A 26,352-nucleotide genomic window follows, 5' to 3' on the forward strand; every position below is an offset into this window, starting at 1 on the left:
GCAATCGCGAAGGGCCTAGGCGGGCGATTGAAATCCGAGACGGAAGGCGGCCCCCGACGGCGCGGGAAGCAGGACGATCTCGGCCCGATGGGCGGCCAGGATGTTGCGCACGATCGACAGGCCCATGCCGGTCCCGCCACTGTCCCGCCGCGTGGTGAAGAACGGCTCGAAAATCCGCGCGGCATTGCCGGGGGAAATTCCTCGCCCGTCATCGGCGACGGTCAGCGACACGCCTTCCCGGCCCCGCTCCAGACGCAGCGTCACTTGACCTGCCCCGCTTTCCGCCGCGTTTCGCAACAGTTGCCCAAGCACCACGCGCAGGCCACCGGCAGACATCGGCAGTACCCCTTCGCCGCCGATCGGTCTCAGGACAAGGTCCGGATGGTCCTGCTGCAGGGCGGGCACCAGATCGGCCAGCACGGTCTGTCCAAGATAGCGCGTTTCGCGGGCGCGGGCAGCGGCGCGCAGCGCGGCAAGCCGGTCCTCGATCTGTGCGCGCGCGCCGTCGATCTCGCCCAGCAGTCTCCGGTCACCCGGCGCCAGCGTGCCGCCATCCTCGATCAGTTCGACCGCCGCGCGGATTGCCGCGACCGGGGACTTCAACTCATGCGTGACATGGTCGGTATAACTTCGGATCGTCGCTTCGCGGTCGCGCAGGGTTTCGGCCATGTCCATGACGCTGCGTGCGGTGCGGTGCAGTTCCCGCGTTCCGAAATGCGCGGGCGGCGGCACCGGGCCGGAAAGGCCGCCGACAACCTGATCGGAGGCATAACGCTCCAGCGCCGCGATCGGGCGTAGCAGGAGCCGCACCAGAAGCCAGCCCAGCCCCGCCGTCAGCACTATGATCGCCGCCCCGAGAAGGTAGGCGGCATTTCGGAACCCGATCTCCGGTCCGAGGTATCTGAGCGCGATCAGCCCCGCGAAGGACATCGCCAGCGTTCCGGCCAGCGCCCCGCCGAGGACAAAGCCGAGCGAGGGTCGCCAGCGCCGGTTCATGCGCACGGCCCCATCCGGACACCGACCCCGTGCACGGTCTCGACGGCATCCGCGCAGCCCGCATCGGCAAGCTTGCGGCGCAGGTTGCGCAAGTGGCTGTCCAGCGTCCGGTCAGAGACCTGGCTGCGCGCGCCCCAGATCCCGGCGATCAGCTGCGCCCGGCCGACAAGCCGCGCCGGCTGGGCGAGGAGAAGGCCAAGCAGCCGGAACTCGGTCGCGGTCAGCGCAACATCGGCGCCGTCGACCCGGCAAACATGCGATAAGCGATCGAGGGAAACCCGGCCATGGTGCAAAGGCGCTGCCCGCGCCCCGCCATGCGTCCGCTTGAGGATGGCGCGCACGCGGGCCACCAGTTCGCGCGGACTGAAGGGCTTGGTCACATAGTCGTCCGCGCCCATCTCCAGGCCGAGGACGCGGTCGATCTCGTCATCGCGTGCGGTCAGGAAGAGGATGGGCACATCGCCTTGCGCGCGGATGCGGCGGCAGACCTCGAACCCCTCCATTTCCGGCAGGCCGACGTCGAGCACGACCAGATCCGGCGCCTCGCGCGCGACATGGATCAGCGCGCGCTGGCCGTCTGCCGCCGTGACGGTCGCGAACCCCGCGCGTTCGAGCGTCATGGTCACGAGTTCGCGCAACCGCGGGTCATCGTCGACGATCAGGATCTTCATTCCCCACGCACTCCGGTCAGGGTGGGCTGAAGATAGAGGGACACGCGCCAGTTGCGAAAGCCCCAATCCCGCCAGCCTTCGATCCGTGGCGCGGCGATCGTGCAGGGCAGCGGTTGAGGACTGGCCGCAAGGGCCGCGGCGGCGGTGGGGCCAAGAGCGCAGAGGTAGTCCCAGTCCGGCTCGGCACGGGTCAGGTTGTGCGTCGCGATGATCGCCGCGAAGTTGACGAAGGCGCAGGCGTAAAGCGTTCCGAAGCCAAGCGTGGCTGCGCGCGAGAGCAGCCAGCGGTTCGGCAGGCCGCGCCCGATCTGCCAGGCGGTCAGCGCAAGGCCCCCGGCGACAAGGCCCATCCAGATGAAGGCATGCAGGCGCAGATAGGTCAGGCCGTAGGCCGCCACGTAGAGGTCAAGGCGCAGGGCCGCGGACAGGCACAGGAGCAGGTTCTGCGCCAGCCACAGGTGCAAAAGCGGCCTGAGACTGCGCCTTGTGTCCAGATAGGGCCGCGCGGCCAGCGCGAAGGCGCCTGCCAGCAGCGCCGTCGCCAGCAGCGGATAGGCGCCCCGATGGGCATAGCTCGCATGCGACATCCCGTCGGGAAGCTCCGCGCCGGCGGTCAGGATCGCGAGATCCAGCACATTCTGGCCGCCGATCAGCAGGTTGAAGACCCAAAGCGCCCTGAGCGTGGATCGGGCGTTGATGCCAAGGTGCGGCAGGCGCCACGAAGGCCGCGGGGCATGGGCCGGGAACGGTGCCATGCGGTCGAGCAGCGGCCAGGCCAGAAGCCCGAACCCTATCCAGAACGCGCCGCGCTGCATCAGGCTCGGGAGGTCGAGATCCTGCGTCAGCGCCCGCGACAGGAGCGGGTTGGCCTCTGCCAACAGCGCGCCGAAGGCCACCAGCCCGGCAACCGGAAACCCCCAGTCGCGCAAGGCGCCCCGCAGCAACGCGTTGTCTGGGCCGGCACCGGCCTGTCCCGTGCACGAACGCAGGTCGAGGGTTCCGAGCCAGGCCACGAACGCCCCGAGACCGCCGAAGGGAAGGCGCGCGGCCAGGCGCAGCGCGGCCGTGCCAGACTGCCCGCCCCCTGCACCGGGCGCGCGGCACAGCACGATCGCGGCCGTCAGCCCCGCGATCAGGAACGCGACCGAAAGGGGCTGAGCCAGTTCGACCACGGGCGCGGCAGCCGCGGCCAGAAGGGCGGCTGGCCGAAGCAGCACCTTTCGCGGGCGCGCATCCGCGCAGGCCACAAGAAACACCCCCGCCGCGAAAAGCGCCATCGACAGGCCGGGGGTCTGGCGCCAGAAAAGCAGATCGGCCAGCCCCGCGATCAGAAGCAGGCGCAGGCCGTGGCCCTGCACCCGGCGCGACCCGCCCGACGCCGGGGGCGGCGCGGGTGGCCGCCCTTCGCGGCCGCCATCTTCTGTCGCCGCATCAAGCCACCAGCCATCCAGCGCGACTGACGCCGGCACTCCGGCGACGGAATAGTATCTGTGCATCACTTTCCCTCCTGCTGCGCGGGAAGGCTGCACCTGGCGCCGCGCAGAAGGTGGTGAGGGAACGTGCAGGAAATGCGCAGGACGGTGGTGACCGTCCGCGACAGGCCGCGCGGATCAGGCCGTTGCCGGGGTGTAACCGGCAGATGCAGCCAGGAGCGCCCGGGTATAGTCGGTTTCGGCCCGGTGCGCCGCCAGGGCAGCGCGCGTCAGCTCCTCGACCGCAAGCCCGTGCTGCATGACGATCAGCCGCTCGCACATGTGCGCAACGACGGCCAGATCGTGGGAAACCATCAGGTAGGTCAGGCCCCGTTCGGCCCTGAGCCGGTCGAGAAGGTTCAGAACCTCTGCCTGGATCGAGGCATCGAGCGCCGACGTGGGCTCATCAAGCAGCAGGATCTGCGGCTCGAGGATCAGCGCGCGGGCGACGGCGACACGCTGCCGCTGCCCGCCGGAAAGCTGGTGCGGATAGCGGAAGCGGAAGGAGGGGCCAAGGCCCACGTCCGCCAGCGCCTGTTCGATCCGCGCCTCGCGGTCGGAGAAGCCGTGGATCGCCAGCGGCTCGGACAGGACCTTGTCCACCGTGTGGCGGGGATGGAGCGAGGCGTAGGGGTCCTGGAACACCATCTGGACCTGCCGGTAGAAGGTCGCGGGCCTTGGCGTCGCGAGCGTCTGCCCGCCCAGCGCGATCCGCCCGGCACTGGTCGGCGCCAGCCCGCAGATCGCACGAAGCACGGTCGACTTGCCCGAACCCGACTCACCCACGATGCCGAAGCTTTCGCCCCTGGCCACATCGAACGAAACCCCGCGGACGGCGCGCACCGTATCGCCGCCACGGGTGAACGTGACCCCGAGCGACTCGACCGACAGCATCACCTCGCCCATGCGGCATCCCTTTCCAGCACCGGCAGCGGACGCTGGCCGCCCTCGATCTGCGGCAGGCAGTTCATCAACCCGCGCGTGTAGGGGTGTTGCGCCTGCTTGAGTTCCGACGCCTTCAGTTCCTCCACCACGCGGCCGGCATACATCACCAGCACCCGGTCGCAGAAGGACGACACCAGCCGCAGGTCATGGCTGATGAAAATCAGCCCCATGCCACGTTCGGCCACGAGGCGGTCGAGGATGCGCAGCACCTCGACCTGCACCGTCACGTCGAGCGCCGAGGTCGGTTCGTCCGCGATCAGGAGGTCCGGTTCGGTGACCAGCATCATCGCGATCATGGCGCGCTGTCCCATGCCGCCCGACAGCTCGTGCGGATAGGCGCGGAACACCCGTTCGGGGTCGCGGATCTGCACCGCCTCAAGCATGGCGATGGCGCGCGCCTTGGCCTCGGATCGAGGCTGCGTGGCGCCGAACTTCAGCGCCTCCATCAACTGCCGGCCTATCGTCATCACCGGGTTGAGCGAGAATTTTGGGTCCTGCATGACCATCGACATGCGCGCGCCGCGCAGGGTTCGCCACGTCGCGGGCGATGCGGCGCGCAGGTCGATCCCGTCGAAGTCCAGCACCTTCGCCATCGCCTTGCCCGGCGGCGGCGTCAGGCCCAGGATCGCGCGGCCGGTCTGGCTTTTGCCCGAACCGCTTTCCCCCACGATCCCCAGCCGTTCCCGCCCCAGCGTGAAACTGACGCCGCGCACAACCTCGGACGGGCCCTGCCGGGTCGGGAAGGTCACGCGCAGGTCTTCGACCGTCAGGAGTGTCGTCATCGGCGGGAGCCTCCGGCGGAGGTATTTCGGGCAAGATGAAAATGCGCGGTCATTTGCGGGCCTTCGGGTCAAGGACGTCGCGCAGCCCGTCGCCGAGCAGGTTGAAGCCGAGCGATACGATGAAGATCGCGATGCCGGGCACGGTCGCCACCCACCACTGGTCGATCAGGAACCGCCGCCCCGAGGCGATCATCGCGCCCCATTCGGGCTGCGGCGGCTGCGCGCCGAGGCCGAGGAAGCCGAGGCCGGCCGCGGTCAGGATGATGCCGGCCATGTCGAGCGTGACGCGGATGATGACCGAGGACAGGCAAAGCGGCGTGATGTGGTACCACAGGATGCGGGCCGAAGACGCACCCTGCAGCCGCGCGGCGCTGATGTAGTCGCTGTCCCGGATCGTCAGCGTCTCGGCCCGGGCCAGGCGGGCATAGGGCGGCCACGAGGTGATGGCGATGGCGATGATCGCGTTCTCGATCCCCGGGCCGAGGGCGGCGACGAAGGCAAGCGCGAGGATCAGGCGGGGAAACGCCAGGAAGATGTCGGTCACGCGCATCAGGACCGTATCGGTCCAGCCGCCGAAATAGCCCGAAGTGGTGCCGACCAGAAGCCCGATCGGGGTGGCGATGACCGCGACCAGAACCACGACCATCAGCGTCAGGCGCGATCCGTGCACGATCCGGCTGAAGATGTCTCGGGCCAGGTCGTCGGTGCCGAACAGGTGCCCCTCCGACAGGGGGGGCAGGAAGCGTTCCGTGCGCAGATCGCCCCCGATGACCGGATCGAAGGGGGCGATGACATCGGCAAGGACCGCCACGAGGATCAGGATGAGGACGATTGCTAGCCCGACCATGGCGAGCCAGTTGGACCGGAAGGCGAGCCAGGTCCGGTAGACCTGGCCCAGCCGCGCCTGCCGGCGTGACTTCGGCTGATCGGACAGGAGCCATTCCCGGCGGGAAAGCGCGGTCATGCCTGCCTCCGCACGCGGGGGTCGAGAAGGCTGTAAAGCAGGTCAGACAGCAGGTTCAGCCCGACGAAGATCGCGCCGATCAGCAGCGTGCCGCCCAAGACCGCGTTCATGTCCGAGTTCTGCAGCGAATTGGTGAGGTACTGGCCAAGCCCCGGCCAGGCGAAGACGGTTTCAGTCAGGACCGAGCCCTCCAGCAAGTTCGCATAGGAAAGCGCCACCACGGTGACAAGCGGCACGGCGGCATTCCGGAGCGCGTGCACCCAGATGATGCGCCATTCCGGCACGCCCTTGACGCGGGCGGTGATGATGTATTCCTGCGCCAGTTCGTTCAGCATGAAGCTGCGCGTCATCCGGCTGATGTAGGCCATGGAGAAATACCCCAGAAGCGAGGCGGGCAGGATGATGTGGGAAAAGACGTTGCGGAACGCCTCCCACTGGCCCTGCATGGCGCTGTCGATCAGCAGAAGGCCGGTCCTTGGCGTGATCGCGTATTCGTAGGCGATATCGACGCGGCCCGGACCCGCCACCCAGTTGAGCCGCGCGTAGAAGACGAGAAGCCCCAGCAGCCCCAGCCAGAAGATCGGCGCAGAATAGCCGACAAGGCCAAGGACGCGCACCACCTGATCGGCAAGCCGCCCCTGCCGCACCGCCGCCCAGACCCCCATCGGGATGCCGAGCGTCGTGCCGATGAGGATGGCCACGGTCGCGAGTTCCAGGGTAGCGGGAAAGACACGGGCGATATCCTCGACGATCGCGCGCTTGGTCAGGAAGCTTTCGCCGAAATCGCCAGTCAGAACCTTTTGCAGATAGATCCAGAACTGCTCGTAAAGCGGCTTGTCGAGGCCAAGTTCCACGAAGACGCGGTCATAGACCGATTTCGGTGCGCGGTCGCCGATGACCGCGAGCACGGGATCGACTGGCACCACCCGCCCGATCAGGAACGTGACGACAAGCAGACCCAGGAAGGTCAGCGCGACCGTGGCCAGAAGCTTTGCGGCCTTCACGAGGACATGAGGGAGGGCGCTGCCGCGCCCTCCGCCATCCGTTGAATTGCTCATGTCACTTGGTCACATGGGCATAGTTGTTGTCGTTGAACGACGGGCCGACGATGAAGCCGTTCACGTTGGCCCGCATCGCCGAAACCTCGATTTCCTGGAACATGATCACGAAGGGCGAGGTTTCCTGGCTTTCCTTTTGCAGATCGATGTACATCTGCGCGCGCTTGGCAGGATCGGATTCCAGCACCGCCGCATCTGCCATGGCCGTCATTTCCGGGATATCCCAGGCATTGCGCCACGCCAGCGGCTTCGATGCGGCTTCGTCCGAGTTGTCCGGGTTGCGCGCGAAGGTGTCGGCGTTGGTGTGCGGGTCCTGATAATCCGGGCCCCAGCGGCCGATGTAGATGTCGTGGTTGCGCGCGCGGTACTTGGTCAGCGTCTGCTGGCCGTCGCCCGGGATCAGTTCCATCTGGATGCCCGCCTGCGCCATCGTCTGCTGGATCGCCTGCGCGATGCCGGTGATTTCAGGCGTGTTGCGGGTGTCCATGGTCACCGAGAATCCGTCGGGCAGCCCCGCCGCGGCCAGAAGTTCCTTCGCCTTGGCGACATCGAGCGAGAACGGCGTCTCCTCCAGCGCGCCGAGGAAGCCCCGCGGCAGGAAGGCCTGGTGGACGATGACCTTGCCCTTCATGATCGTGTCGGCAATGGCCTGGTAGTCGACCAGATACTTCATCGCCTGCCGCACTTCCGGCTTGGCGAGGTTCTCGTTCTTCTGGTTCAGGCCAAGGTAGTAGATCGACCCCTTCGGCCCTTCCTGGATCTTGAGGTCCGGGTTCGCGCGCACCGCGTCGATCTCCTCGGCGGTGAGGGAACGCGCGATGTCGATGTCGCCCTGTTCCAGCAGCAGGCGCTGCGTCGCGCCTTCGGGGATGTGGCGGTAGATCACGCGGGCCATCGGCGCGGGATCGCCCGAATAGTTCGGGTTCCGCTCCATCACCACCGCCTCGTTCGCGCGCCATTCGCGGATGGTGAAGGGGCCGGAGCCGGCATAGTTGGTCTTCAGCCACTCATAGCCGAAGTCGCCATTCGCCTCATGCTCCATGACCAGCTTCTTGTCGACGACGAAGCCGACCGTGGCGGTAAGGCAGTAAAGCAGAAGCGTCGGCGCGTAGGGCTTGTCCATCTTGAAGACGACGGTGTCGTCGCCTTCCTGCACCACCATCTGGTCGACATTCTCGGCATTCAGGCCGAACTGGGTCAGGATGAACGCGGGCGACTTGTCGAGCTTGACCGCGCGGGTCAGCGAAAAGACCACGTCCTCGGCCGTGATCGGGTTGCCGGAGGCGAAAGTGCGGCCCGGCCGGATCTTGAAGCTGATCGACAGCCCGTCCGGGGCGACTTCCCAGCTTTCGGCGATCTTGCCGTAGATCTTGGTCACGTCGGCGGGGTCGTAGCCGATCAGCCCCTCATAGGCGTTGCCGGCGATTTCCGACGCTGTGAACTCGAATATCTCCGCCGGGTCGAGCGAGATGATATCGTCGATCGCCCAGGCCTGGATCAGCGTGTCGGCAGGTGTTTCCGCCCGGGCGCCGGGCGCGCCCAGAAGCGCGAAGACCGCGACAGTGGCAGCCAACAGTGTTCGACTGTGTAGCATTCCTTTTCTCTCCGCTGTTGATTTTGTTGTCTTTTGCCCCGCGCCCGGGTTCAGGGCGCCGCCTTGGGATTAACCGCCCGGTCAAATTCCAAGTCAAGGACAATCGCTGCGCCGGGGGCGGAAAGATATGGGCTCAGGAGGCAGGCCTGCGCGCCTGGGTGCCGGATGCAAGGACAAACCTCGGCTCGGGCAGTCCCGCGGCATCGATCGGTGCCGCGAAGGTCTGGCCCGCCAGCGGGAAGGCCGCCCGTTGCGCCTCATCCATGCCCTGTAGGGCCGTGGTGCAGCAGAGGGTGGTCAGGTCCGGGCCGGCAAAGGCCGGGCAGGACGTGTGTGGCGCCGGGAAGTCCACCGACCGCAACCGGCTTCCGTCCGGCCCGTAGCAGGACACCCGCGCCGCGCCCCATTCCGCCAGCCAGAACCGCCCCTGCGAATCGAACACCGCGCCGTCCGGGTTCAGCTCTTCCGCGGCGAGATCCAGCCAGACCTCGGGCTGACCTCGGGGCCAGCCATCAGGGCCCAGCGCAAGGCGCATCACCTTGCGCGTGGGCGTGTCGGTGAAGGTGGCGAAACGGCGGTCGGGCGCAAAGGCGATCGCGTTCGAGATGGTGACCCGGGCGACAAGCCGGCGGAGTTCGCCGCCATGGTAGCGGTAGATCGCGCCCCGTTCCGGTTGCGCCGCCTTTCCCATCGTGCCGATCCAGAAGCCGCCCCAGGGGTCGGCGCGGCCGTCATTCGAGCGGGTGACGGGGTCATCCGGTTCGAGCGCAACCATATCGGTTCTTTCTCCGCTGCCCAGATCGAACCGGAACAGCGCGCTTTCCGACGCGATCAGGAGCGTGTCACGGTCGATCCAGCCCGCGGCCGAGACATGTTCGTCGAAGAACCATTCGGCGGTGCCGTCCGCACTTTTCGACAGCAACCTTTTTCCGATGATGTCGAACCAGAACAGCGTCTCTCGCTCGGGGTGCCAGAGAGGCCCCTCGCCCAGGGTGCAGGGCCGGCTGTCAAAGACACCGCTCATGTCCAGGCCTCGTCGAAGGCTGCGACAACCCTTGCGGCGCGCTCCGCCGTCTCCGCCACGCCCTGACCGAGGCGATAGAGGGCCGTGCCCAAGCCGAAGCCGTCGGCCGAGGCCGCGCGCCATTGCGCAAAGTTTTCCGGGCCGGCGCCGCCGACGGCATAGACGCGGGTTCCGGCAGGCAGAACCGCGCGCAAGGCGGCCAGCCCGGCTGGGCCGGCAACATTCCCGGGGAATAGCTTCAAGCCGTCCGCGCCGGCCCTGAGCGCGGCAAACGCCTCGGTCGGGGTGAACACGCCGGGCCAGCTTTGCAGCCCCCGCGCCTTCGTCGCCGCGATCACCTCCGGATCGCAGTTCGGAGAGACGACCAGCCGCCCGCCCGCCTCGGCCACAGCCGCGACCTCCTCGCAGGTCAGGACGGTTCCCGCCCCGATCAGCGCATGCGCGCCGAGGGCCGCGGCAAGCGCGCCGATGCTGTCCAGCGGGCGGGGCGAGTTCAGCGGCACCTCGATCGTCGTGATACCCGCCTGCACCAGGGCCTCGCCGACGGCCACGGCCGCGTCGGGGGTGATCCCGCGCAGGATCGCGATCAGCGGCCGCCTCATGCCCTCGCACTCCTGATCCGGGCGCGGATCATCGCCAATCCGGCCAGCACCATGTCGGCACCCTCCGCGCATTCGGCCGCGACGCCTTGCGCGCCAAGCGCCTGCGCATAGGCCGCCGCCACCCCGGGCGCCCCGACGACCGCAACCCGTTGGCCAAGCCAGAAGGGGCGCATGGCGGCAAGTTCGGCGCCGATCAGGAGCCCCGACAGCCGCGATCGCGCCGCGCGCGGCGCAAGGCCATGTAGCAACCCCTCCGCCCGGATCGAAAACAACTCGGTGGCAAGCCTTTCGGGTCGCGACAGCGCCCGCGAAACGCCATCGAGAAAAGCCTCCGGGTCTTCGCCCTCCGGCGCCATTTCGTGGCGCAGGACCGACTGCGTGGACAGAAGCGCGAACAACTCCCCCGTCATCGCGGTGCGGAAACCGACCACCTCGCCCGCCGAGACCCGCGCCCATTTGCTGTGCGTTCCGGGCAGGCAGATCACGCCGTCAAAATCGGGGTTGCCGGCGATGAAACCGGCTATCTGCGTTTCCTCCCCGCGCATCACGTCGGCGGGCCGGTCCTGCGACAGGCCCGGAACGATGCGCAGGTCGAGCCTCGGATCGGCGGCAGGGGCCCTGACCAGGGCCTCCGCAGGATCGGTTCCGGCGGGCACCGCGCGATACTTCGCCTCGGTCCAGCCATGGCGGGCGCCGACCATGCCGCAGGCGATCACCAGCGTTGCGCGGCCCGGGGCAAGCCAGCCGCCGATGAGGTCCGCAAGTGCAGCTTCGTGTCCTGCGGCGCCGGGATGCGCGGTGTTCGCGGCTTCGGCGGTGGCGATCACGCCCTCCGGCCCCAGCGCAACTGCACGGATACGGGTCGAGCCCCAGTCGACCGCAATCCAGTCCAGCCTTTCGTCCATTCCGTCACCACCGTTCCGCATCACCTGGGCACCTGCCGCCGGTATATTCCCCGAAGCCGCGGCGGAAAGGAAGTGTGGGCAGACCGGGAAACCGCATGCGCAGGCCCGGGGCGGCGCAGGTTCACTGCGGATCGCGAGTCGGTCGTGAGAACTTGGCCATTTTGGGCTGGAACAGAGCCTTTTTCTACAGGATCGCCGTCCGCGGCTGCGAAGGCGATGCCTGCAACGCCTTGCCCTGTCGGTGCCGGCACTGCTACGCAGTCGTATCGATGTGATGGCAAGGCAACCGCTGTTCCCGTCGCGGGGGCGCCGCCATCGCAGGGGAACGGAGCGCGGGGAATGATCGAGAAGCTGGAAATGTTCCTCGCTGTCGCCAAGGAGGGCCACTTCGGACGCGCGGCGGCAAGCCTCGGGATCGCTCAGCCGACGCTGTCGACCGGCATCAAGCAGCTTGAGGATCAGCTTGGCGTTCAGTTGATCTTTCGCGGTTCGCGCTTCGGCGGGCTTACCCCGGAAGGGCACCGCGCGCTGATCTGGGCACGCCAGATCGTTGGCGACGCGCGTCAGTTGCGCGACGAGATGCGCTATTCCCGCGACGGCCTGACCGGCCACCTGCGCATCGCCGCGATCCCGACCGCGCTGACATGGGCGGGCAGGCTGACGACCCGGTTCGGGGAAAAGCATCCGAACGTGCGCTTCACGATCCTGTCGCGCACCTCGATCGAGATACTGTCGATGCTGGAAAACCTCGATATCGACGCCGGCATCTCCTACCTCGACAACGAGCCGACCGGGAAAGTCAGCACCGAACCGCTTTACAACGAAAGCTACACGGTGGTGTGCAACGCCAACTCCCCCTTTGCCGGGCGCGAGAGCGTGGGTTGGGAAGAACTGGAGGGGCAGCGTCTCTGCCTTCTCACCCCCGACATGCAGAACCGCCGCATCATCAACCGGCATTTCGAGGAGGCGGGCTTCACCCCCGAGGCGCGAATCGAGTCGAACTCGACGGTCGTGCTGGTGGCCAATGTGCTGAATGGGGGCTGGGTGACCGTGCTGCCGGACGACATGGCCACCTTTCTGACGGCGGGGAAACCGCTTCATGTCATCCCCCTTGCAGGCGCTGCGCGCGATCATGTCGTGGGGCTGGTCGCACCTTATCGTGAACCGCATACGCCGGTCCTGCGCGCGTTGCTCTCGGAGGCCCGCAGATTGTCCGAGGTTTAAGGCGAACTGTCAGCTTGATCACGAATTCATATCAATTGACGGAAATCTGTTATTGATTTACGATTAAGAATGAGCATGAGAGTTGGCCGGAGCAACCCGGAGGAATTCATGCCGCGCCCCAATGGCGAACCCTCTGCCGACCGGATTTCGGCGGTGATCGCGGACCATCTGCACTTGGAAGGCCCGCTTCTTCCCATGCTGCACGCAATGCAGGAAGAATTTGGCCACGTCCCGCAAGCGGCGGTCGATCCGATCGCGGCGGCGCTGAACATCGGCAAGGCCGAGGTCCATGGCGTGATCTCCTTCTACCACGACTTCCGCGAGGCCCCGGCAGGCCGTCACGTCGTCAAGATCTGCCGGGCTGAGGCCTGTCAGTCCGTCGGCGGCGATACGCTGGCCGAGGCAACGCTCGCGAAACTCGGGCTCGACTGGCACGGCACCACGCGGAACGGCGCGGTGACGATCGAGCCGGTCTATTGCCTGGGCCTTTGCGCCTGCGCCCCGGCGGCGATGGTCGACGGCAAGGTCGTAGGCCGGGTCGACGAAGCGAAGATGGCGACGATCCTGAAGGAGGCCGGCGCATGAAGATCTACGTCCCCCGCGACAGCGCTGCCAAGGCGCTTGGCGCCGACGATGTCGCCGCGGCGATCGCCGCCGAGGCGAAGCGCCGTGGCGATGCCGTCGAAATCGTCCGCAACGGCTCCCGCGGGATGATCTGGCTTGAGCCTCTGGTCGAGGTCGAGAAGGACGGCACCCGCCGCGCCTATGGCCCGGTGAGTCCCGCTGAGGTTCCCGCGCTGCTCGACGGCACGCTTGGAACCCTTGGCCGGGTCGAGGACATCCCCTTCTTCGCGCGCCAGACCCGCCTGACCTTCGCCCGCGTCGGCGTGACCGACCCGCTCAGCCTTGCCGACTACGAGGCGCACGGCGGCCTTGTCGGCCTGCGCCGCGCGCTGGGCATGACCGCTGCCGACATCGTTGCCGAGGTTACCGCATCGGGCCTGCGCGGCCGGGGTGGCGCGGGCTTCCCGACCGGCATCAAGTGGGAAACCGTCCGCAAGGCTGGCGGCGAGCGCAAGTACATCGTGTGCAACGCCGACGAAGGCGACAGCGGCACCTTCGCCGACCGCATGATCATGGAGGGCGACCCCTTCACCCTGATCGAGGGCATGGTCATCGCCGGTCTCGGTACCGGTGCGACGAAGGGGTATGTCTACATCCGCTCCGAATACCCCGATGCGATCGAGGTGATGGAAGCGGCCGTCAGGGCCGCGCGCGGGGCCGGGATCCTGGGGGCGGGCGTTCTGGGCTCCGGCCACGCCTTCGACATGGAAATCCGCATGGGCGCGGGCGCCTATGTCTGCGGCGAGGAGACCTCGCTCCTGAACTCGCTCGAGGGCAAGCGCGGGATCGTGCGGGCCAAGCCGCCGCTTCCCGCGCTGGAAGGGCTGTTCGGCAAGCCGACGGTCGTCAACAACGTCCTGTCGCTCGCCACCGTTCCCGTGATCTTCGAAAAGGGCGCGGGCCATTACGCGGGTTTCGGCCTTGGCCGGTCCAAGGGCACGATGCCGATCCAGATCGCGGGCAACGTGAAACACGGCGGCCTGTTCGAAACCGCCTTCGGCTTGCCGCTGGGCGAACTGGTCAATGACATCGGCGGCGGCACCGCCTCCGGCCGCCCGGTCAAGGCGGTGCAGGTGGGCGGGCCGCTGGGCGCCTACATGCCGGTGTCGAAGTTCGACACCCCCTTCGGCTACGAGGAATTCGACGGCCAGGGCGGCTTGATCGGCCATGCGGGCGTCGTCGTCTTCGACGACACCGCCGACATGCTGAAGATGGCGCGGTTCGCGATGGAGTTCTGCGCGGTCGAAAGCTGCGGCAAGTGCACGCCCTGCCGCATCGGCGCGGTCCGGGGGGTCGAGACGATCGACCGCATCCGCCGGGGCGATGCCGATGCCAAGGGGATCCTGACCGACCTGTGCGAGACCATGAAGGACGGCTCGCTCTGTGCGCTGGGCGGGTTCACCCCCTTCCCGGTGATGAGCGCGCTGACCCATTTCCCTGACGATTTCGCCCACCATAAGGAGGCCGCGGAATGAAAGACTTCATCATCCCCCAGGACGACCGCGACATGGGCACCCCCGCCCGCACCGGCGCGCCGGTCACGCTGACCATCGACGGTTTCGAGATCACCGTGCCCGAGGGTACCTCGGTCATGCGGGCCGCGGCCGAGGCCGGCATCAAGGTGCCGAAGCTCTGCGCCACCGACAGCCTTGAGGCGTTCGGGTCCTGCCGGCTCTGCGTCGTGGAGATCGAAGGCCGCCGCGGCACGCCCGCATCCTGCACCACGCCCGTGGCGCCCGGCATGGTGGTTCACACCCAGTCCTCCAAGGTCAAGAAGATCCGCAAGGGGGTGATGGAGCTTTACATCTCCGACCACCCGCTGGATTGCCTGACCTGCGCCGCGAATGGCGACTGCGAGTTGCAGGACATGGCCGGCATGGTCGGCCTGCGCGATGTGCGGTATGAGCCGGGCCGGAACCACTTCGAACAGCGCTTCGCCGTCGGGCCGAACCCGGAATACATCCCGAAGGACACGTCGAACCCCTATTTCACCTACGACCCCGCCAAGTGCATCGTCTGCTCCCGTTGCGTGCGCGCCTGCGAGGAGGTGCAGGGCACCTTCGCGCTGACGATCGAGGGCCGGGGCTTCGAAAGCCGGGTCAAGGCCGGCGCGGCCGCCGATGATTTCCTGTCGTCGGACTGCGTGAGCTGCGGCGCCTGCGTGCAGGCCTGCCCGACCGGCACGCTCCAGGAAAAATCGGTGATCGAGCTTGGCACGCCCGAGCGGTCCGTCATCACCACCTGCGCCTATTGCGGCGTGGGCTGTTCGTTCAAGGCGGAACTGAACGGCGACGAACTGGTGCGCATGGTGCCCTACAAGCACGGCAAGGCGAACCGGGGCCATTCCTGCGTCAAGGGCCGCTTTGCCTATGGCTATGCGACGCATCAGGACCGCATCCTGAACCCGATGATCCGCGAGACGATCCACGAGCCGTGGCGCGAAGTGTCCTGGGATGAGGCGCTCGGCTTTGCCGCGGCGCGCCTGTCGGGCCTGCAGGAAAAATACGGCCGCCGGTCGATCGGCGTCATCACCTCGTCGCGCTGCACGAACGAGGAGACCTATCTGGTCCAGAAACTGGCCCGCGCGGTATTCCGCAACAACAACACCGACACCTGCGCCCGAGTCTGCCATTCGCCCACGGGCTACGGCCTTGGCCAGACCTTCGGCACCTCGGCCGGCACGCAGGACTTCGACTCGGTCGAGCATACCGATGTCGTCATCGTCATCGGCGCCAATCCGACCGACGGCCACCCGGTCTTCGCCAGCCGCCTGAAGAAGCGGCTGCGCCAGGGCGCGAAGCTGATCGTGATCGACCCGCGCCGCATCGACCTGGTGAAGTCGGCGCACATCGCGGCCTCGCATCACCTGCAGCTGCGCCCCGGCACCAACGTCGCCGTGGTCACCGCGCTGGCCCATGCCATCGTGACCGAAGGCCTTTTCGACGAGGCCTTCATCCGCGAACGCTGCGACTGGGACGAGTTCCTGACCTACGCCGAGTTCGTCCGCGATCCGCGCAACAGCCCCGAGGCGACGGAACTGCTGACGGGTGTTCCCGCCGCAGAACTGCGCGCGGCGGCGCGTCTCTTTGCCCGCGGCGGCAACGGGGCGATCTACTACGGCCTTGGCGTGACCGAACACAGCCAGGGCTCCACCACCGTCATGGGCATCGCGAACCTTGCGATGCTGACCGGCAATATCGGCCGCAAGGGCGTGGGGGTAAACCCGCTGCGCGGCCAGAACAACGTCCAGGGTTCGTGCGACATGGGGTCGTTCCCGCATGAACTGCCGGGCTACCGCCACGTGAAGAACCCCGAGGTGCGCGCGATCTTCGAGAACATCTGGGGGGTGGAGATCGACGCCGAACCGGGCCTGCGCATCCCCAACATGCTGGATGCGGCCGTCGATGGCACCTTCAAGGGCCTTTACTGTCAGGGCGAGGACATCCTGCAGTCCGACCCCGACACCAAGCATGTGGCCGCCGGCCTTGCCGCAATGGAATGCGTGATCGTCCACGACCTGTTCCTGAACGAAACCGCGAACTACGCCCATGTCTTCCTGCCCGGCTCGACCTTCCTCGAGAAGGACGGGACGTTCACCAACGCCGAACGCCGCATCAACCGCGTTCGCAAGGTGATGGCGCCCCGGAACGGCTATGCCGACTGGGAAATCACCCAGATGCTGGCCAACGCGATGGGCGCGGGCTGGACCTACACCCACCCGTCCCAGATCATGGACGAGATCGCGGCGACGACGCCTTCGTTCGCCGGCGTGACCTATGACCTTCTGGAGGAGAAGGGCTCGGTCCAGTGGCCCTGCAACGAGAAGTCGCCCGAGGGCACGCCGCTCATGCATGTCGACGGGTTCGTGCGCGGCAGGGGGCGGTTCATCGTCACCGAATACGTGGCGACCGACGAACGCAGCGGCCCGCGCTTCCCGCTTCTGCTGACGACCGGGCGCATCCTCAGCCAGTACAACGTCGGCGCGCAGACCCGGCGCACCGCGAACGTCGTCTGGCACGACCAGGACGTGCTGGAGATCCATCCGCACGACGCGGAGAACCGCGGCGTCAAGGACGGCGACTGGGTGCGGATCGCATCGCGTTCGGGCGAAACAACGCTGCGCGCGCAGGTGACGGACCGGGTCGCCCCAGGGGTCGTCTACACGACCTTCCACCATCCCGACACGCAGGCGAACGTGGTCACGACCGACTTTTCGGACTGGGCCACGAACTGCCCCGAATACAAGGTGACGGCGGTGCAGGTCGGCCTGTCGAACGGCCCGACCGGCTGGCAGCAGGACTACGCGGTTCTGGCCGAGCAGTCGCGCCGCATTCTTCCGGCGGCGGAGTAGGCGCATGACCCGGCCGCTGGCGCGCAGCATGCCCGGCCTGTCCGTCCAGCCGGACGGGCAGCGCGCGATCGTGCGCGCCCTGCCCGAAGAGGTGCCGATCGCCCTGGTCTTCGACGGCACCACCCAGGCCGTGATGATGGCGACGCCCGGCGACATTGCCGATTTCGCCCATGGCTTCGCGCTGAGCGAGGGCATCGTCGACGACCTGTCCCAGATCGAGGACTTCGAGGAAGCCGACCATGGCGGCGGCATCGAGGCCCGGATGTGGCTTCGTACCGACCGGGCCGAGGCGCTGAAGGCCCGCCGCCGGGTGATGGCCGGTCCCGTGGGCTGCGGCCTGTGCGGGATCGACAGCCTTGACCAGGCGCTTCGCCCCCTGCCGCGGATCGCGGCGGGGAGTCCGCTTCTGTCGCGGGCCGATGTCGCCGGGGCGACCGAGGCCCTGGCCGGGCTTCAGCCGCTTCATGCCCAGACCCGCGCGACCCATGCGGCGGGGTTCCTCCTGCCCGGACAGGGCATCGTCGCCGTGCGCGAGGATGTGGGCCGGCACAACGCGCTCGACAAGCTGATCGGCGCGCTGGCCCGCACCGGCATCGACGCTTCGGCCGGGGCCTTCGTCATGACCAGCCGCGTGTCGGTGGAACTGATCCAGAAATCCGCGTTGGCGGGCTGTCCGGTGCTGATCGCCGTGTCCGCCCCGACCGCGACCGCCCTGCGCCTGGCCGAAGAGGCCGGGATCACGCTGGCCGCCTTCGCCCGTGGCGGCGGCTTCGACCTTTATTCCCATCCTGACCGCATATCGACCGGAGTGTCCCATGTCGCCTGAGAAGATGGTCCACATGGCCAATCAGATCGCCACCTTCTTCAAGACCCAGCCCGGCGAGGACGCGGCCGAAAAGGTTGCCGCCCATATCCGCGACTTCTGGGAACCCCGGATGCGCGAGCAGCTTCTGGCCCATGTCGCCGCGGGGGGCGCAGGCCTTGATGCCGTGGTGGTCGCGAGCACGCGGAAGCTCTGAAGCCGGGCAGGCGGTTCCCGCCGCGCGATACCTGGTGTAATCAGGGTCCATGTCACCCGCGTTCCGCCCTCCCGTCCCGCTGCGCAGGGGCCGCGTCCACGAAGCCTGTGGGCCCGGGGCAATGGGCTTTGCCGCTGCCACCTGCGCGCAGGGGTCGGGGCAGATCCTGTGGATCCGCGAAGCCTGGCGGGCCAAGGCGCTCAACCCCGTGGGGCTGTCGCTGTTCTTCGACCCGCACCGGCTTCTCTGGGCCTCGGTGGCCGACCAGACCGACGCCCTCGCCGTCGCCGAAGAAGCGCTGAAGGACGGCGCCGTACCCCTGGTCATCGTGGAACTCAGCGGCGCGCTCGACCTGCGCGAGGGGCGGCGGCTGCAACTGGCGGCCAAGGCCGGCCAGACCACCGGGCTGTGCCTGATCCCCGAAGGCATGGGCAGCAACGCCGCCGAAACCCGCTGGTACTGCACCCCCCTTGCCGCCGCGGGGGGGACGGACTCGACTCCGATGCGGTGGGCGCTTATCAAGAACAAATCAGGAACATTGGGGACCTGGGATGTTCGATGGGATCACGCGGCGCGTCGTCTCGATGTGGTTCCCCCGGTTGGCGAGCGACCGGGTCCTGCGCCTGCGCCCGGTTGACGCGCCCTTCGCGCTGACGCTTCGCCAGAACAATACCGAACGGCTTTACTGCCTGAACGACCGCGCCGAGGCGGCGGGGCTGCATCGCGGCATGCCCTTCGCCGATGCCCGCGCCTTCTGCCCTGACCTGCACAGCGCTCCGGCCGCTCCCCCGCGCGATGCGCGCTTCCTTGCGATGCTGCGCCGCTGGGCCACGCGCTATTGCCCATGGGTGGGTTTCGAGGGGGAGGACGGGCTGGTCCTGGACATCACCGGATCGGCCCATCTGTTCGGCGACGAAGCAGCGATGCTGACGGACATGCACGCGCGGCTGTCGCGCGCGGGGCTGACGGTGCGGCTGGGGCTTGGCGCCACGCGCGGGGCGGCCTGGGCCTTTGCCCGTTTCGGCGGGGCGGCGTTTCGGGCCGGGGGCGACAGGGATGCGCTTGGCCGCCTGCCCGTCGCCGCCCTGCGGCTTGAGGCGGATACGGTCACCGCGCTGGAGCGGCTGGGGCTGCGCACCATCGCCGACCTGGCCGCCACGCCACGCGCACCGCTTGCCCGGCGCTTCGGCCCCGCGGTGCTGATGCGGCTGGACCAGGCGCTTGGGGCCCGTGCCGAACAGATCGCGCCCGAGGCCGAGGCGCCCCACTACGGCGTCCGCCTGACCCTGCCCGAGCCGATCGGGCTGGTCGATGACGTGATGGCGGGAACCGCGCGGCTGATCGACCGGCTCTGCGCCCGGCTGAAGGACAACGCGGCGGGCGCCCGCGTCCTGTGCCTGACGCTGCGCCGGGTCGACCAGGCCAGCCAGCAGGTGGAACTGCGCCTGGCCAGCGCGCTGCGCGATCCGGCCCGCATCCTGCCGCTCTTCGAACGCGGGGTCGGTGCGGTTGAAGCAGGTTTCGGCATCGACCAGATGCGGCTTGAGGCGACGGTCGTCGAGCCCCTTGCCGTCGAACAGCTCGGCTCCATCCCGCGCCGGGGGGGTGGCGGCGGCGGCGACCGGATCGAGGATTTGATCAACCGCATCGGCACGCGGATCGGGCTGGAGAACATCCGCCGCTTCCTGCCCGCCGACAGCCATATCCCCGAACGCAGCTTCCTGGTCGCGCCCGCCGCCTGGTCCCGGTCCGAAGGGGCCTGGGTCGCGCTGCGCCCGCGCCCGCCGATCCTGTTCCGGCCCGAACCGATCGCGGGCACCGGCCCCCGCCCCCCCGGACAGTTCCGCTGGCGGCGAATGGGCTTCGACACGGCGCGCGCCACCGGCCCCGAACGCATCGCCCCGGAATGGTGGCTGGAGGACGACGGCTGGCGCACGGGCGTGCGCGACTACTGGCATGTCGAGACCCGGCAGGGCCGGCGGCTGTGGCTGTTCCATACGCCGCAGAACCCCGGCTGGTTCGTGCAGGGGGAATTCGCATGACCCGCAAGGCCGCCGCCCCGCTGCGCCCCCACAACCGGCCCGGCTATGCCGAACTGTGCGTCACCACCAACTTCACCTTCCTGACCGGCGCCTCCCACCCCGAGGAGATGGTCGCGCGGGCCGCCGAACTGGGGCTGGAGGCGATCGCCATCACCGACCGCAATTCGCTGGCCGGCGTGGTCCGGGCCTATTCCGCCCTGAAGGAGTTGCGGCGCGAAGCCGAGGAGACCTTGCGCATCCGGTCGCAGCACCGGATCGACCCCTGTTCGCGCCAGGAAATCGGCCAGCCGGAAGGCATCGCCCGCCCCGCTCTGCCCCATCCCGTCCCGCCCCATTCCCCCGGCCCGCGCCTGCCGCGGCTGATCGTGGGCTGCCGCCTGGTCCTGGCCGACTGCCCGGTCGAATGGATCGCGCTGCCCACCGACCGGCCCGCCTATCACCGGCTTTGCCGCCTTCTGACGCTGGGCAAGCGGCGGGCGGAGAAGGGGGGGTGCCTGCTCCATCTCTCCGACCTTCTGGAAGGGTGCCGGGGCATGGTCCTGATCGCCCTGCCGCCCGCCGACCTGTCCCGCGCCCTGCGCCCGGTCCAGACCATGCGGCGGCGCTATCCCGATCATGTCTTCCTCGGTGCCGCGCCGCGCTATGACGGCTCGGACCAGGCCTGGTTCGACGCCTGCGCGACGCTTGCGCTGCGCGTCTCGGCGCCGATGGTGGCGGTGGGCGATGTGCTGATGCACCGCGCCGGGCGGCGGCAACTGGCCGATGTGCTGACCTGCCTGCGCGAAGGCTGCACCATCGACCGGATCGGCACGCGGGCGCTGCCCAACGCCGAACGCCGGCTGAAGGGCGCGGAGGACATGGCGCGGCTTTACCGCAACCACCTGGCCGCGGTCCGCCGCACGCTGGAGATCGCGGCGCGCTGCAGCTTCTGCCTGAGCGAGCTGAGCTACGAATACCCGGACGAGATTTCGGACGGCGAAACCCCGCAGCAACGGCTTGAGCGGCTGACGGCCGAGGGATTGGCCCGGCGCTGCCCGGAGGGCATCCCCGACCGTTACCGCGCGCTTGCGGAAAAGGAGATCCGGCTGGTCGGAGACCTGGGCTTCGCCGCCTACTTCCTGACCGTCCACGACATCGTGAGCCATGCCCGCTCGATCGGCATTCTCTGCCAGGGGCGCGGGTCGGCGGCGAATTCGATCCTTTGCTGGGCGCTGGGCATCACCGATGTCTCGCCCGACATGATCAGCATGGTGTTCGAGCGTTTCGTGTCGAAGTACCGGGGCGAACCGCCCGATATCGACGTCGACTTCGAGCATGAGCGGCGGGAAGAGGTCATCCAGTGGATCTACCGGAAATACGGCCGCCACCGCGCCGGGCTCTGCGCCACGGTGATCCACTTCCGATCCCGCGCCGCGATCCGCGAGGTGGGAAAGGTCATGGGCCTGTCGCAGGACGTCACCGCCAGCCTTGCGGGCCAGATCTGGGGCATGTCGAACGGGGGCGCCGACCCCGACCGCATCCGCGAACTGGGTCTCGACCCGCGCGACCGGCGGCTGTCGCAGACCATCCGCCTGATCGGAGAGATCATCGGCTTCCCCCGCCACCTGTCGCAGCATGTCGGCGGCTTCGTCATCACCCGCGGGCGGCTGGACGAGCTTTGCCCGATCGAGAACGCGGCGATGGAGGATCGCACCGTCATCGAATGGGACAAGGACGACATCGACGCGCTGGGCATCCTCAAGGTCGACGTCCTGTCGCTCGGCATGCTGACCTGCATCCGCAAGGCCTTCGACCTGCTGCGGGATCACGACAGGACCGATCTGACCATCGCGACGATCCCGCAGGAGGACCGGGCGACCTACGACATGCTCTGCGTGGCCGATGCGGTGGGGGTGTTCCAGGTTGAAAGCCGGGCGCAGATGAACTTCCTGCCCCGGATGCGGCCGCGCACCTTCTACGACCTGGTGATCGAGGTCGCGATCGTCCGTCCCGGCCCGATCCAGGGCGGCATGGTGCAGCCCTACATCCGCCGCCGCCAGGGGCATGAGGCGGTCAGCTTCCCCTCGAAGGAACTCGAGGGCGTCCTGGGCAAGACGCTGGGGGTGCCGCTTTTCCAGGAACAGGCGATGCAAATCGCCGTGGTCGCCGCGGGCTTCACCGCCGAGGAGGCAGACCGCCTGCGCCGGTCGCTGGCCTCGTTCCGGCGCATGGGCACGATCGGCGCCTTCCGGGACAAGTTCATCGCCGGGATGCTCGCCAACGGCTACACCCCCGAATTCGCGGAACGCTGCTTTTCCCAGATCGAGGGCTTCGCCGACTACGGCTTTCCCGAAAGCCATGCCGCCGCCTTCGCGATGCTCACCTATGTCTCGTCCTGGCTGAAGCGGCACCACCCGGCTATCTTCGCCTGCGCGCTGCTGAATTCGCAGCCGATGGGCTTTTACGCCCCGGCGCAGATCGTGCGCGACGCCCGTGAACACGGGATCGAGGTGCGCCCCGTCTGCGTCAACCGCAGCGACTGGGACAACCGGCTGGAACGGCGCCCCGACGGGGCACTGGCGCTCAGGCTCGGCTTTCGCCAGATCCGGGGCCTTCGGGAAGAGGATGCGCGCTGGATCGTGGCGACGCGCGGCAACGGTTTTCCCGACCCCGAAAGCCTGTGGCTCCGGGCCGGCGTGTCGCCTTCGGTGCTGGAACGGCTGGCCGAGGCGGATGCCTTTTCCGGCATGGACCTGACCCGTCGCGACGCGCTCTGGCAGGTGCGTGCGATCCGCGCCCCGGCGCCGCTGCCGCTGTTCGCCGACCCTATCGACGGCGAGGGCATCCGTGAACCGCAGGTCGAACTGCCCGCCATGCACCTGGGCGAAGAGGTGGTGGAGGATTACGTGGCGCTGCGCCTGTCGCTGCGCGCCCACCCGATGGAGCTTCTGCGCGCCTCCCTCCCCGGCCTGACCCCGCATGTGGAACTGGCAACGGCACCGCCGCGGCCACTTTCCGTCTGCGGCCTTGTCATCACCCGCCAGCGCCCCGGCACCGCCTCGGGCGTGATCTTCCTCACGCTCGAGGATGAGACGGGCGTGTCGAACGTGGTCGTCTGGCCCAAGGTCTATGAACGCTTCCGCCGGGCGGTCATGGGCGGGCGGCTCTTGCGGGTGACGGGCCGGCTGGAGCGCGAGGGTATCGTCGTGCACCTGATCGCCGATCGGATCGAGGATCTGTCACACCGCCTGTCCGAGCTTGGCCACCCGCTGGACGGGGCCGTGGGGATCACGCAGCCCCAGGCCGACGACGCGCCGCGCCCGCCCCGCCAGCCGGCGCGCGCACGTCACCCGCGCGAACAGGCCAAGCAGCTGTTCCCCAGCCGCGATTTCCACTGAGCCGGCTGCGTCAGAACCGCAGCGACAGGCAGGACATGCCGCCGTCGAGCTTGGCACATTCGCTGTTGCCGATCTCCTGCACGCGGTAGCCGGCCTTGCGCAGGCTTTCGGCCGTTTCGGGAAAGCCCGCCGCCATCAGCACGACATCGTTGTAGCGGATCGCGTTGGCCGCGGCCTCCTCCCCCGGCGCGGTCAGGATCACGCGGTAGCCGTCGAAGCAGCCCGACTGCGCCAGCCGCCCGGTCGCCAGGATCGTCTGGCCGTCGAGGAGCGAGCAGTCGGTCTTGAAATGGAGAACGCCGTCCGGCACCCGGATTTCGCGCAGGCTCCGGCCCCAGTCGGCCAGGATCGCGCGCAGTTCCGCGATGCCCGCCGCGTTGGTGCGCGCCGACTGGCCCACCAGAACCTCCCGCGGGGTGAAAAGGATGTCGCCCCCCTCGATCGTGCCGGGGCCGCGGATTTCCCGCACCTCGGCGAAGAGCCCGCGGATCACGGGCGCCATTTCGGCGACCTCGCCCGCCCGCGACGGCGCGCCGGGCCGCATCAGGACCGCCCCTTCGGGCAGACAAAGCGCCGTATCCTCGACGAAAAGCGCATCGGGAAACGGCTCGAGCGGGGGCAGTTCGACCACCTCTGCCCCGGCCGCGCGCAGGGCCGCGACGTAATCGGCATGATGTTTCAGCATCAGGCCAAGATCCGGCGCGCCGGTATCGACGGCACGCAGGCCATGGGTGACGCTTTCGCCGGGGCGGCGGGTGATCGCGCGGGTGAACTGCCAGGAGGGGTCGGTCCGGGTCATCGGGTGCAGCCTTTCAATCGTCGGTCTGAAGGGGTCATGCCTCGGCCCGCTGGCCGGACAGGGACAGGGAATGCGCGACCATGCGACCGCTGGCGGTGCGGAAGCGGTCGTCGTCCACGGTCAGCGCCACGCGGACCCAGCCGCCCAGCGTTTCGCCGAACGCCGATCCGGGCATCACCGCGACGCCTGCATCCAGAAGCCCCAGGGCAAAGTCGCGGTCCGACAGGCCGCTGGACCGGACATCCACCAACGCGAACATCCCCGCCTCTGGCCGGTGGACGCCCAGCGCCGTCTGCTGGGTCAGAAGGTCGGCCAGATAACGGGCGCGGGCGGCGAACCGCGCCCGCATCCCGCGCGCGGCCTCGGAGGGCCGGGACACGGCCTGCGCGGTCATGTCGGCGATGAAGGGCTGGTTTCCGAACAGCATGGTTTCCGACAGGGCCAGCAGACGGTCCGCGAACTCCCTCGACCCGACGCACCAGCCCGAACGGAAACCCGGTGCGGCGTGGGACTTGGAGATCGAGGCCACGACGACAACCCTGTCGGCGAAGCCCGTGCGCGCCAGGGGCGAGACGAAGGTCACGCCGTCGAATACCAGTTCCTCGTAAACCTCGTCGGAGATGATCCAGAGGTCGTGTTCCACCGCCAGCCGCCCGATCGCGTCGATATCCCCGGCGGTCAGGACCGCGCCGGTGGGATTGTGCGGCGTGTTGAGGAGGATGGCACGCGTGCGCGGCCCGATCCGTTCGGCCAGATCCTGCGCCGACAGGCGAAACCCGTTTTCGGCCCGAAGCGGTACGGGAACCACGCGCGCACCGGATGCGGCGATGACGCCTTCGTAGGTCGCATACATCGGGTCGCCCACCAGGATCTCGCATCCCGGCTCGGCAATGCCCATCAGAACGGCATAAAGCGCGGTCTGGGTTCCCGGAAAGCACAGGACCTGATTGGGGTGCACCGGCCTGCCCAGGCGGGCGGCGTATCGGGCGGCCAGGGATTCGCGCAGGTTGTGCTCCCCCCGGCCGTCGGAATACTGCGTCCGGCCGGCGCGCATGGCGGCCACGGCGGCCTCGACCAGATCGGCCGGTGCGGGCACGTCCGGGTTGCCGATCGTCAGGTCGACGACATCCTCCCCCGCCGCAATGCGCTCCCGTGCGCGCACGTGCAGTTCCCACTTCGCGCCGCCCAACCCGGCCAACCTGTCCAGAACGGGTGAATATCTCATCCCTTCGCCTCGTCTTCCGCAAGATCAATGCCGATGATCGCCCCGACAGAGCGCAGGCCGATCCGTATCAGTTCGCCGCCTTCGAACGCCTCGGGCAGCGCTCCGGCCTCCAGCCAAAGTCCGTCGAGAACCGCGTTGCTGGCGATGGCCAGTTGCCGTTCCTCCGACGCGGGCACCCCGCGCCCGGCTTCGGCCAGCGCGTCGGCGATGCGGCGCTGAAGCAGATCCCGGTAGTGGAGGTAGGTGCCCTCGTGCGTCTTGCGCATGGCCGGATCGCGCCAGACCATGTGGATGAATCCGGCCCAGAGCGACAGCGCCTCGGGCGCGGCCACCGGCGGCGTGACGGAGGCTACGATCATCCGGGCCAGACGTTCCCGCGCGCCATCACGCCCCGGCATCGCGGCGGCGTCGATCACCTGGGTCTGGCCAAGCATGTGAAACCGGTAGGCGGCGTTCAGAAGATCCTCTTTCGAGCTGAAATAGTGACGAATCATGCCCTGCGTCACACCGGCCTCCTGCGCGATCGCGCGAACGGTCGCCGCCGCCGGACCATGCCGGGACACAAGCGTCAGGGTGGCGCGCATCAGCGCCTCCTTGCGGCTTTCGGGGGGTTCGCGCCGGAAGATGCGTCGGGGTTCGGCCATGGGTCCAACAAAATTATACAAACGCATAATTAAA

General features: G+C 68.4%; 23 protein-coding genes. 9 read left to right on the forward strand and 14 right to left on the reverse strand.

From position 1 onward, the window contains the following. Positions 1–15 precede the first annotated feature (15 nt). From N5I32_RS15695 to N5I32_RS15745, 11 genes are all read right to left on the reverse strand, one after another. Positions 16–996, reverse strand: coding sequence for a sensor histidine kinase (locus N5I32_RS15695; protein WP_261496862.1), 981 nt, complete (start codon positions 994–996; stop codon positions 16–18). After that, positions 993–1,667 (reverse strand): response regulator transcription factor, encoded by a 675-nt coding sequence (locus N5I32_RS15700; RefSeq protein WP_261496863.1) that lies wholly within the window; start codon positions 1,665–1,667, stop codon positions 993–995. The genes N5I32_RS15695 and N5I32_RS15700 overlap by 4 nt, the downstream gene beginning before the upstream one ends. Beyond that, on the reverse strand, positions 1,664–3,163 hold the full coding sequence (locus N5I32_RS15705) for a DUF4153 domain-containing protein (protein WP_261496864.1): 1,500 nt from the start codon (positions 3,161–3,163) through the stop codon (positions 1,664–1,666). Before N5I32_RS15705 ends, N5I32_RS15700 begins: the two co-directional genes overlap by 4 nt. 114 nt (positions 3,164–3,277) lie before the next feature. After that, positions 3,278–4,033, reverse strand: a complete 756-nt coding sequence (locus tag N5I32_RS15710) for an ABC transporter ATP-binding protein (RefSeq protein ID WP_439648217.1) — start codon at positions 4,031–4,033, stop codon at positions 3,278–3,280. Then, positions 4,033–4,866 (reverse strand): ABC transporter ATP-binding protein, encoded by an 834-nt coding sequence (locus N5I32_RS15715; RefSeq protein ID WP_261496866.1) that lies wholly within the window; start codon positions 4,864–4,866, stop codon positions 4,033–4,035. Before N5I32_RS15715 ends, N5I32_RS15710 begins: the two co-directional genes overlap by 1 nt. Positions 4,867–4,915: 49 nt before the next feature. Next, the gene (locus N5I32_RS15720) at positions 4,916–5,830 is read right to left on the reverse strand and encodes an ABC transporter permease (protein WP_261496867.1); all 915 of its coding nucleotides are present in this window, start codon (positions 5,828–5,830) and stop codon (positions 4,916–4,918) included. After that, positions 5,827–6,888, reverse strand: coding sequence for an ABC transporter permease (locus N5I32_RS15725; protein WP_261496868.1), 1,062 nt, complete (start codon positions 6,886–6,888; stop codon positions 5,827–5,829). The genes N5I32_RS15720 and N5I32_RS15725 overlap by 4 nt, the downstream gene beginning before the upstream one ends. A 1-nt stretch (position 6,889) precedes the next feature. Further along, the gene (locus tag N5I32_RS15730; RefSeq protein ID WP_261496869.1) at positions 6,890–8,482 is read right to left on the reverse strand and encodes an ABC transporter substrate-binding protein; all 1,593 of its coding nucleotides are present in this window, start codon (positions 8,480–8,482) and stop codon (positions 6,890–6,892) included. A gap of 133 nt (positions 8,483–8,615) precedes the next feature. After that, positions 8,616–9,506 carry an SMP-30/gluconolactonase/LRE family protein gene (locus tag N5I32_RS15735; RefSeq protein WP_261496870.1) on the reverse strand — a complete coding sequence of 297 codons (891 nt, stop codon included), beginning with the start codon at positions 9,504–9,506 and terminating at the stop codon, positions 8,616–8,618. Then, positions 9,503–10,108, reverse strand: coding sequence for a 2-dehydro-3-deoxy-6-phosphogalactonate aldolase (locus tag N5I32_RS15740; protein ID WP_261496871.1), 606 nt, complete (start codon positions 10,106–10,108; stop codon positions 9,503–9,505). Before N5I32_RS15740 ends, N5I32_RS15735 begins: the two co-directional genes overlap by 4 nt. Continuing rightward, positions 10,105–11,013 carry a 2-dehydro-3-deoxygalactonokinase gene (locus N5I32_RS15745; RefSeq protein ID WP_261496872.1) on the reverse strand — a complete coding sequence of 303 codons (909 nt, stop codon included), beginning with the start codon at positions 11,011–11,013 and terminating at the stop codon, positions 10,105–10,107. The genes N5I32_RS15740 and N5I32_RS15745 overlap by 4 nt, the downstream gene beginning before the upstream one ends. Positions 11,014–11,352: 339 nt before the next feature. Here N5I32_RS15745 and N5I32_RS15750 point away from each other — a divergent pair, with 339 nt between their 5' ends. The 9 genes from N5I32_RS15750 to N5I32_RS15790 all read left to right on the forward strand — a co-directional run bounded on the left by N5I32_RS15750 (position 11,353) and on the right by N5I32_RS15790 (position 23,650). Then, positions 11,353–12,237 (forward strand): LysR family transcriptional regulator, encoded by an 885-nt coding sequence (locus N5I32_RS15750; RefSeq protein WP_261496873.1) that lies wholly within the window; start codon positions 11,353–11,355, stop codon positions 12,235–12,237. Between the two features lie 108 nt (positions 12,238–12,345). Further along, positions 12,346–12,822: a formate dehydrogenase subunit gamma gene (locus N5I32_RS15755; protein WP_261496874.1), complete on the forward strand. Its 477-nt coding sequence runs from the start codon at positions 12,346–12,348 to the stop codon at positions 12,820–12,822. Then, entirely contained in the window at positions 12,819–14,336 is a 1,518-nt protein-coding gene (locus N5I32_RS15760; RefSeq protein ID WP_261496875.1) for a formate dehydrogenase beta subunit, read from the forward strand. The genes N5I32_RS15755 and N5I32_RS15760 overlap by 4 nt, the downstream gene beginning before the upstream one ends. After that, a complete protein-coding gene (fdhF, locus tag N5I32_RS15765) occupies positions 14,333–17,212 on the forward strand; it encodes a formate dehydrogenase subunit alpha (protein WP_261496876.1) in 2,880 nt (959 codons plus the stop codon). Before N5I32_RS15760 ends, fdhF begins: the two co-directional genes overlap by 4 nt. A gap of 4 nt (positions 17,213–17,216) precedes the next feature. Further along, positions 17,217–18,038: a formate dehydrogenase accessory sulfurtransferase FdhD gene (gene fdhD, locus N5I32_RS15770; RefSeq protein ID WP_261496877.1), complete on the forward strand. Its 822-nt coding sequence runs from the start codon at positions 17,217–17,219 to the stop codon at positions 18,036–18,038. Then, a complete protein-coding gene (locus N5I32_RS15775; RefSeq protein WP_261496878.1) occupies positions 18,028–18,231 on the forward strand; it encodes a formate dehydrogenase subunit delta in 204 nt (67 codons plus the stop codon). The genes fdhD and N5I32_RS15775 overlap by 11 nt, the downstream gene beginning before the upstream one ends. A gap of 49 nt (positions 18,232–18,280) precedes the next feature. Beyond that, positions 18,281–18,868, forward strand: a complete 588-nt coding sequence (locus tag N5I32_RS15780; protein ID WP_261496879.1) for an ImuA family protein — start codon at positions 18,281–18,283, stop codon at positions 18,866–18,868. Further along, entirely contained in the window at positions 18,783–20,273 is a 1,491-nt protein-coding gene (locus N5I32_RS15785; protein ID WP_261496880.1) for a Y-family DNA polymerase, read from the forward strand. Before N5I32_RS15780 ends, N5I32_RS15785 begins: the two co-directional genes overlap by 86 nt. Then, entirely contained in the window at positions 20,270–23,650 is a 3,381-nt protein-coding gene (locus N5I32_RS15790) for an error-prone DNA polymerase (RefSeq protein WP_261496881.1), read from the forward strand. The genes N5I32_RS15785 and N5I32_RS15790 overlap by 4 nt, the downstream gene beginning before the upstream one ends. Positions 23,651–23,660: 10 nt before the next feature. Here N5I32_RS15790 and N5I32_RS15795 read toward each other — a convergent pair whose 3' ends face one another. Genes N5I32_RS15795 through N5I32_RS15805 form a run of 3 tightly spaced genes read right to left on the reverse strand, consistent with a single transcriptional unit; the run spans position 23,661 to position 26,318 of the window. Continuing rightward, positions 23,661–24,449, reverse strand: coding sequence for a dimethylarginine dimethylaminohydrolase family protein (locus tag N5I32_RS15795; RefSeq protein WP_261496882.1), 789 nt, complete (start codon positions 24,447–24,449; stop codon positions 23,661–23,663). 34 nt (positions 24,450–24,483) lie between these two features. After that, entirely contained in the window at positions 24,484–25,674 is a 1,191-nt protein-coding gene (locus tag N5I32_RS15800) for a pyridoxal phosphate-dependent aminotransferase (RefSeq protein WP_261496883.1), read from the reverse strand. Continuing rightward, the gene (locus tag N5I32_RS15805) at positions 25,671–26,318 is read right to left on the reverse strand and encodes a TetR/AcrR family transcriptional regulator (RefSeq protein WP_261496884.1); all 648 of its coding nucleotides are present in this window, start codon (positions 26,316–26,318) and stop codon (positions 25,671–25,673) included. The genes N5I32_RS15800 and N5I32_RS15805 overlap by 4 nt, the downstream gene beginning before the upstream one ends. Positions 26,319–26,352: the final 34 nt, after the last annotated feature.

The organism is Albidovulum sediminis (assembly GCF_025380365.1).
GTDB lineage: Bacteria > Pseudomonadota > Alphaproteobacteria > Rhodobacterales > Rhodobacteraceae > Albidovulum > Albidovulum sediminis.

What these genes read in the sequence shown, in the direction of transcription:
- N5I32_RS15695 (WP_261496862.1), bottom strand. Translation starts at nt 996, where the DNA reads ATGAACCGGCGCTGGCGACCCTCGCTCGGCTTTGTCCTCGGCGGGGCG.
- N5I32_RS15700 (WP_261496863.1), bottom strand. Translation starts at nt 1,667, where the DNA reads ATGAAGATCCTGATCGTCGACGATGACCCGCGGTTGCGCGAACTCGTG.
- N5I32_RS15705 (WP_261496864.1), bottom strand. Translation starts at nt 3,163, where the DNA reads ATGCACAGATACTATTCCGTCGCCGGAGTGCCGGCGTCAGTCGCGCTG.
- N5I32_RS15710 (WP_439648217.1), bottom strand. Translation starts at nt 4,033, where the DNA reads ATGCTGTCGGTCGAGTCGCTCGGGGTCACGTTCACCCGTGGCGGCGAT.
- N5I32_RS15715 (WP_261496866.1), bottom strand. Translation starts at nt 4,866, where the DNA reads ATGACGACACTCCTGACGGTCGAAGACCTGCGCGTGACCTTCCCGACC.
- N5I32_RS15720 (WP_261496867.1), bottom strand. Translation starts at nt 5,830, where the DNA reads ATGACCGCGCTTTCCCGCCGGGAATGGCTCCTGTCCGATCAGCCGAAG.
- N5I32_RS15725 (WP_261496868.1), bottom strand. Translation starts at nt 6,888, where the DNA reads ATGAGCAATTCAACGGATGGCGGAGGGCGCGGCAGCGCCCTCCCTCAT.
- N5I32_RS15730 (WP_261496869.1), bottom strand. Translation starts at nt 8,482, where the DNA reads ATGCTACACAGTCGAACACTGTTGGCTGCCACTGTCGCGGTCTTCGCG.
- N5I32_RS15735 (WP_261496870.1), bottom strand. Translation starts at nt 9,506, where the DNA reads ATGAGCGGTGTCTTTGACAGCCGGCCCTGCACCCTGGGCGAGGGGCCT.
- N5I32_RS15740 (WP_261496871.1), bottom strand. Translation starts at nt 10,108, where the DNA reads ATGAGGCGGCCGCTGATCGCGATCCTGCGCGGGATCACCCCCGACGCG.
- N5I32_RS15745 (WP_261496872.1), bottom strand. Translation starts at nt 11,013, where the DNA reads ATGGACGAAAGGCTGGACTGGATTGCGGTCGACTGGGGCTCGACCCGT.
- N5I32_RS15750 (WP_261496873.1), top strand. Translation starts at nt 11,353, where the DNA reads ATGATCGAGAAGCTGGAAATGTTCCTCGCTGTCGCCAAGGAGGGCCAC.
- N5I32_RS15755 (WP_261496874.1), top strand. Translation starts at nt 12,346, where the DNA reads ATGCCGCGCCCCAATGGCGAACCCTCTGCCGACCGGATTTCGGCGGTG.
- N5I32_RS15760 (WP_261496875.1), top strand. Translation starts at nt 12,819, where the DNA reads ATGAAGATCTACGTCCCCCGCGACAGCGCTGCCAAGGCGCTTGGCGCC.
- fdhF (WP_261496876.1), top strand. Translation starts at nt 14,333, where the DNA reads ATGAAAGACTTCATCATCCCCCAGGACGACCGCGACATGGGCACCCCC.
- fdhD (WP_261496877.1), top strand. Translation starts at nt 17,217, where the DNA reads ATGACCCGGCCGCTGGCGCGCAGCATGCCCGGCCTGTCCGTCCAGCCG.
- N5I32_RS15775 (WP_261496878.1), top strand. Translation starts at nt 18,028, where the DNA reads ATGTCGCCTGAGAAGATGGTCCACATGGCCAATCAGATCGCCACCTTC.
- N5I32_RS15780 (WP_261496879.1), top strand. Translation starts at nt 18,281, where the DNA reads ATGTCACCCGCGTTCCGCCCTCCCGTCCCGCTGCGCAGGGGCCGCGTC.
- N5I32_RS15785 (WP_261496880.1), top strand. Translation starts at nt 18,783, where the DNA reads ATGTTCGATGGGATCACGCGGCGCGTCGTCTCGATGTGGTTCCCCCGG.
- N5I32_RS15790 (WP_261496881.1), top strand. Translation starts at nt 20,270, where the DNA reads ATGACCCGCAAGGCCGCCGCCCCGCTGCGCCCCCACAACCGGCCCGGC.
- N5I32_RS15795 (WP_261496882.1), bottom strand. Translation starts at nt 24,449, where the DNA reads ATGACCCGGACCGACCCCTCCTGGCAGTTCACCCGCGCGATCACCCGC.
- N5I32_RS15800 (WP_261496883.1), bottom strand. Translation starts at nt 25,674, where the DNA reads ATGAGATATTCACCCGTTCTGGACAGGTTGGCCGGGTTGGGCGGCGCG.
- N5I32_RS15805 (WP_261496884.1), bottom strand. Translation starts at nt 26,318, where the DNA reads ATGGCCGAACCCCGACGCATCTTCCGGCGCGAACCCCCCGAAAGCCGC.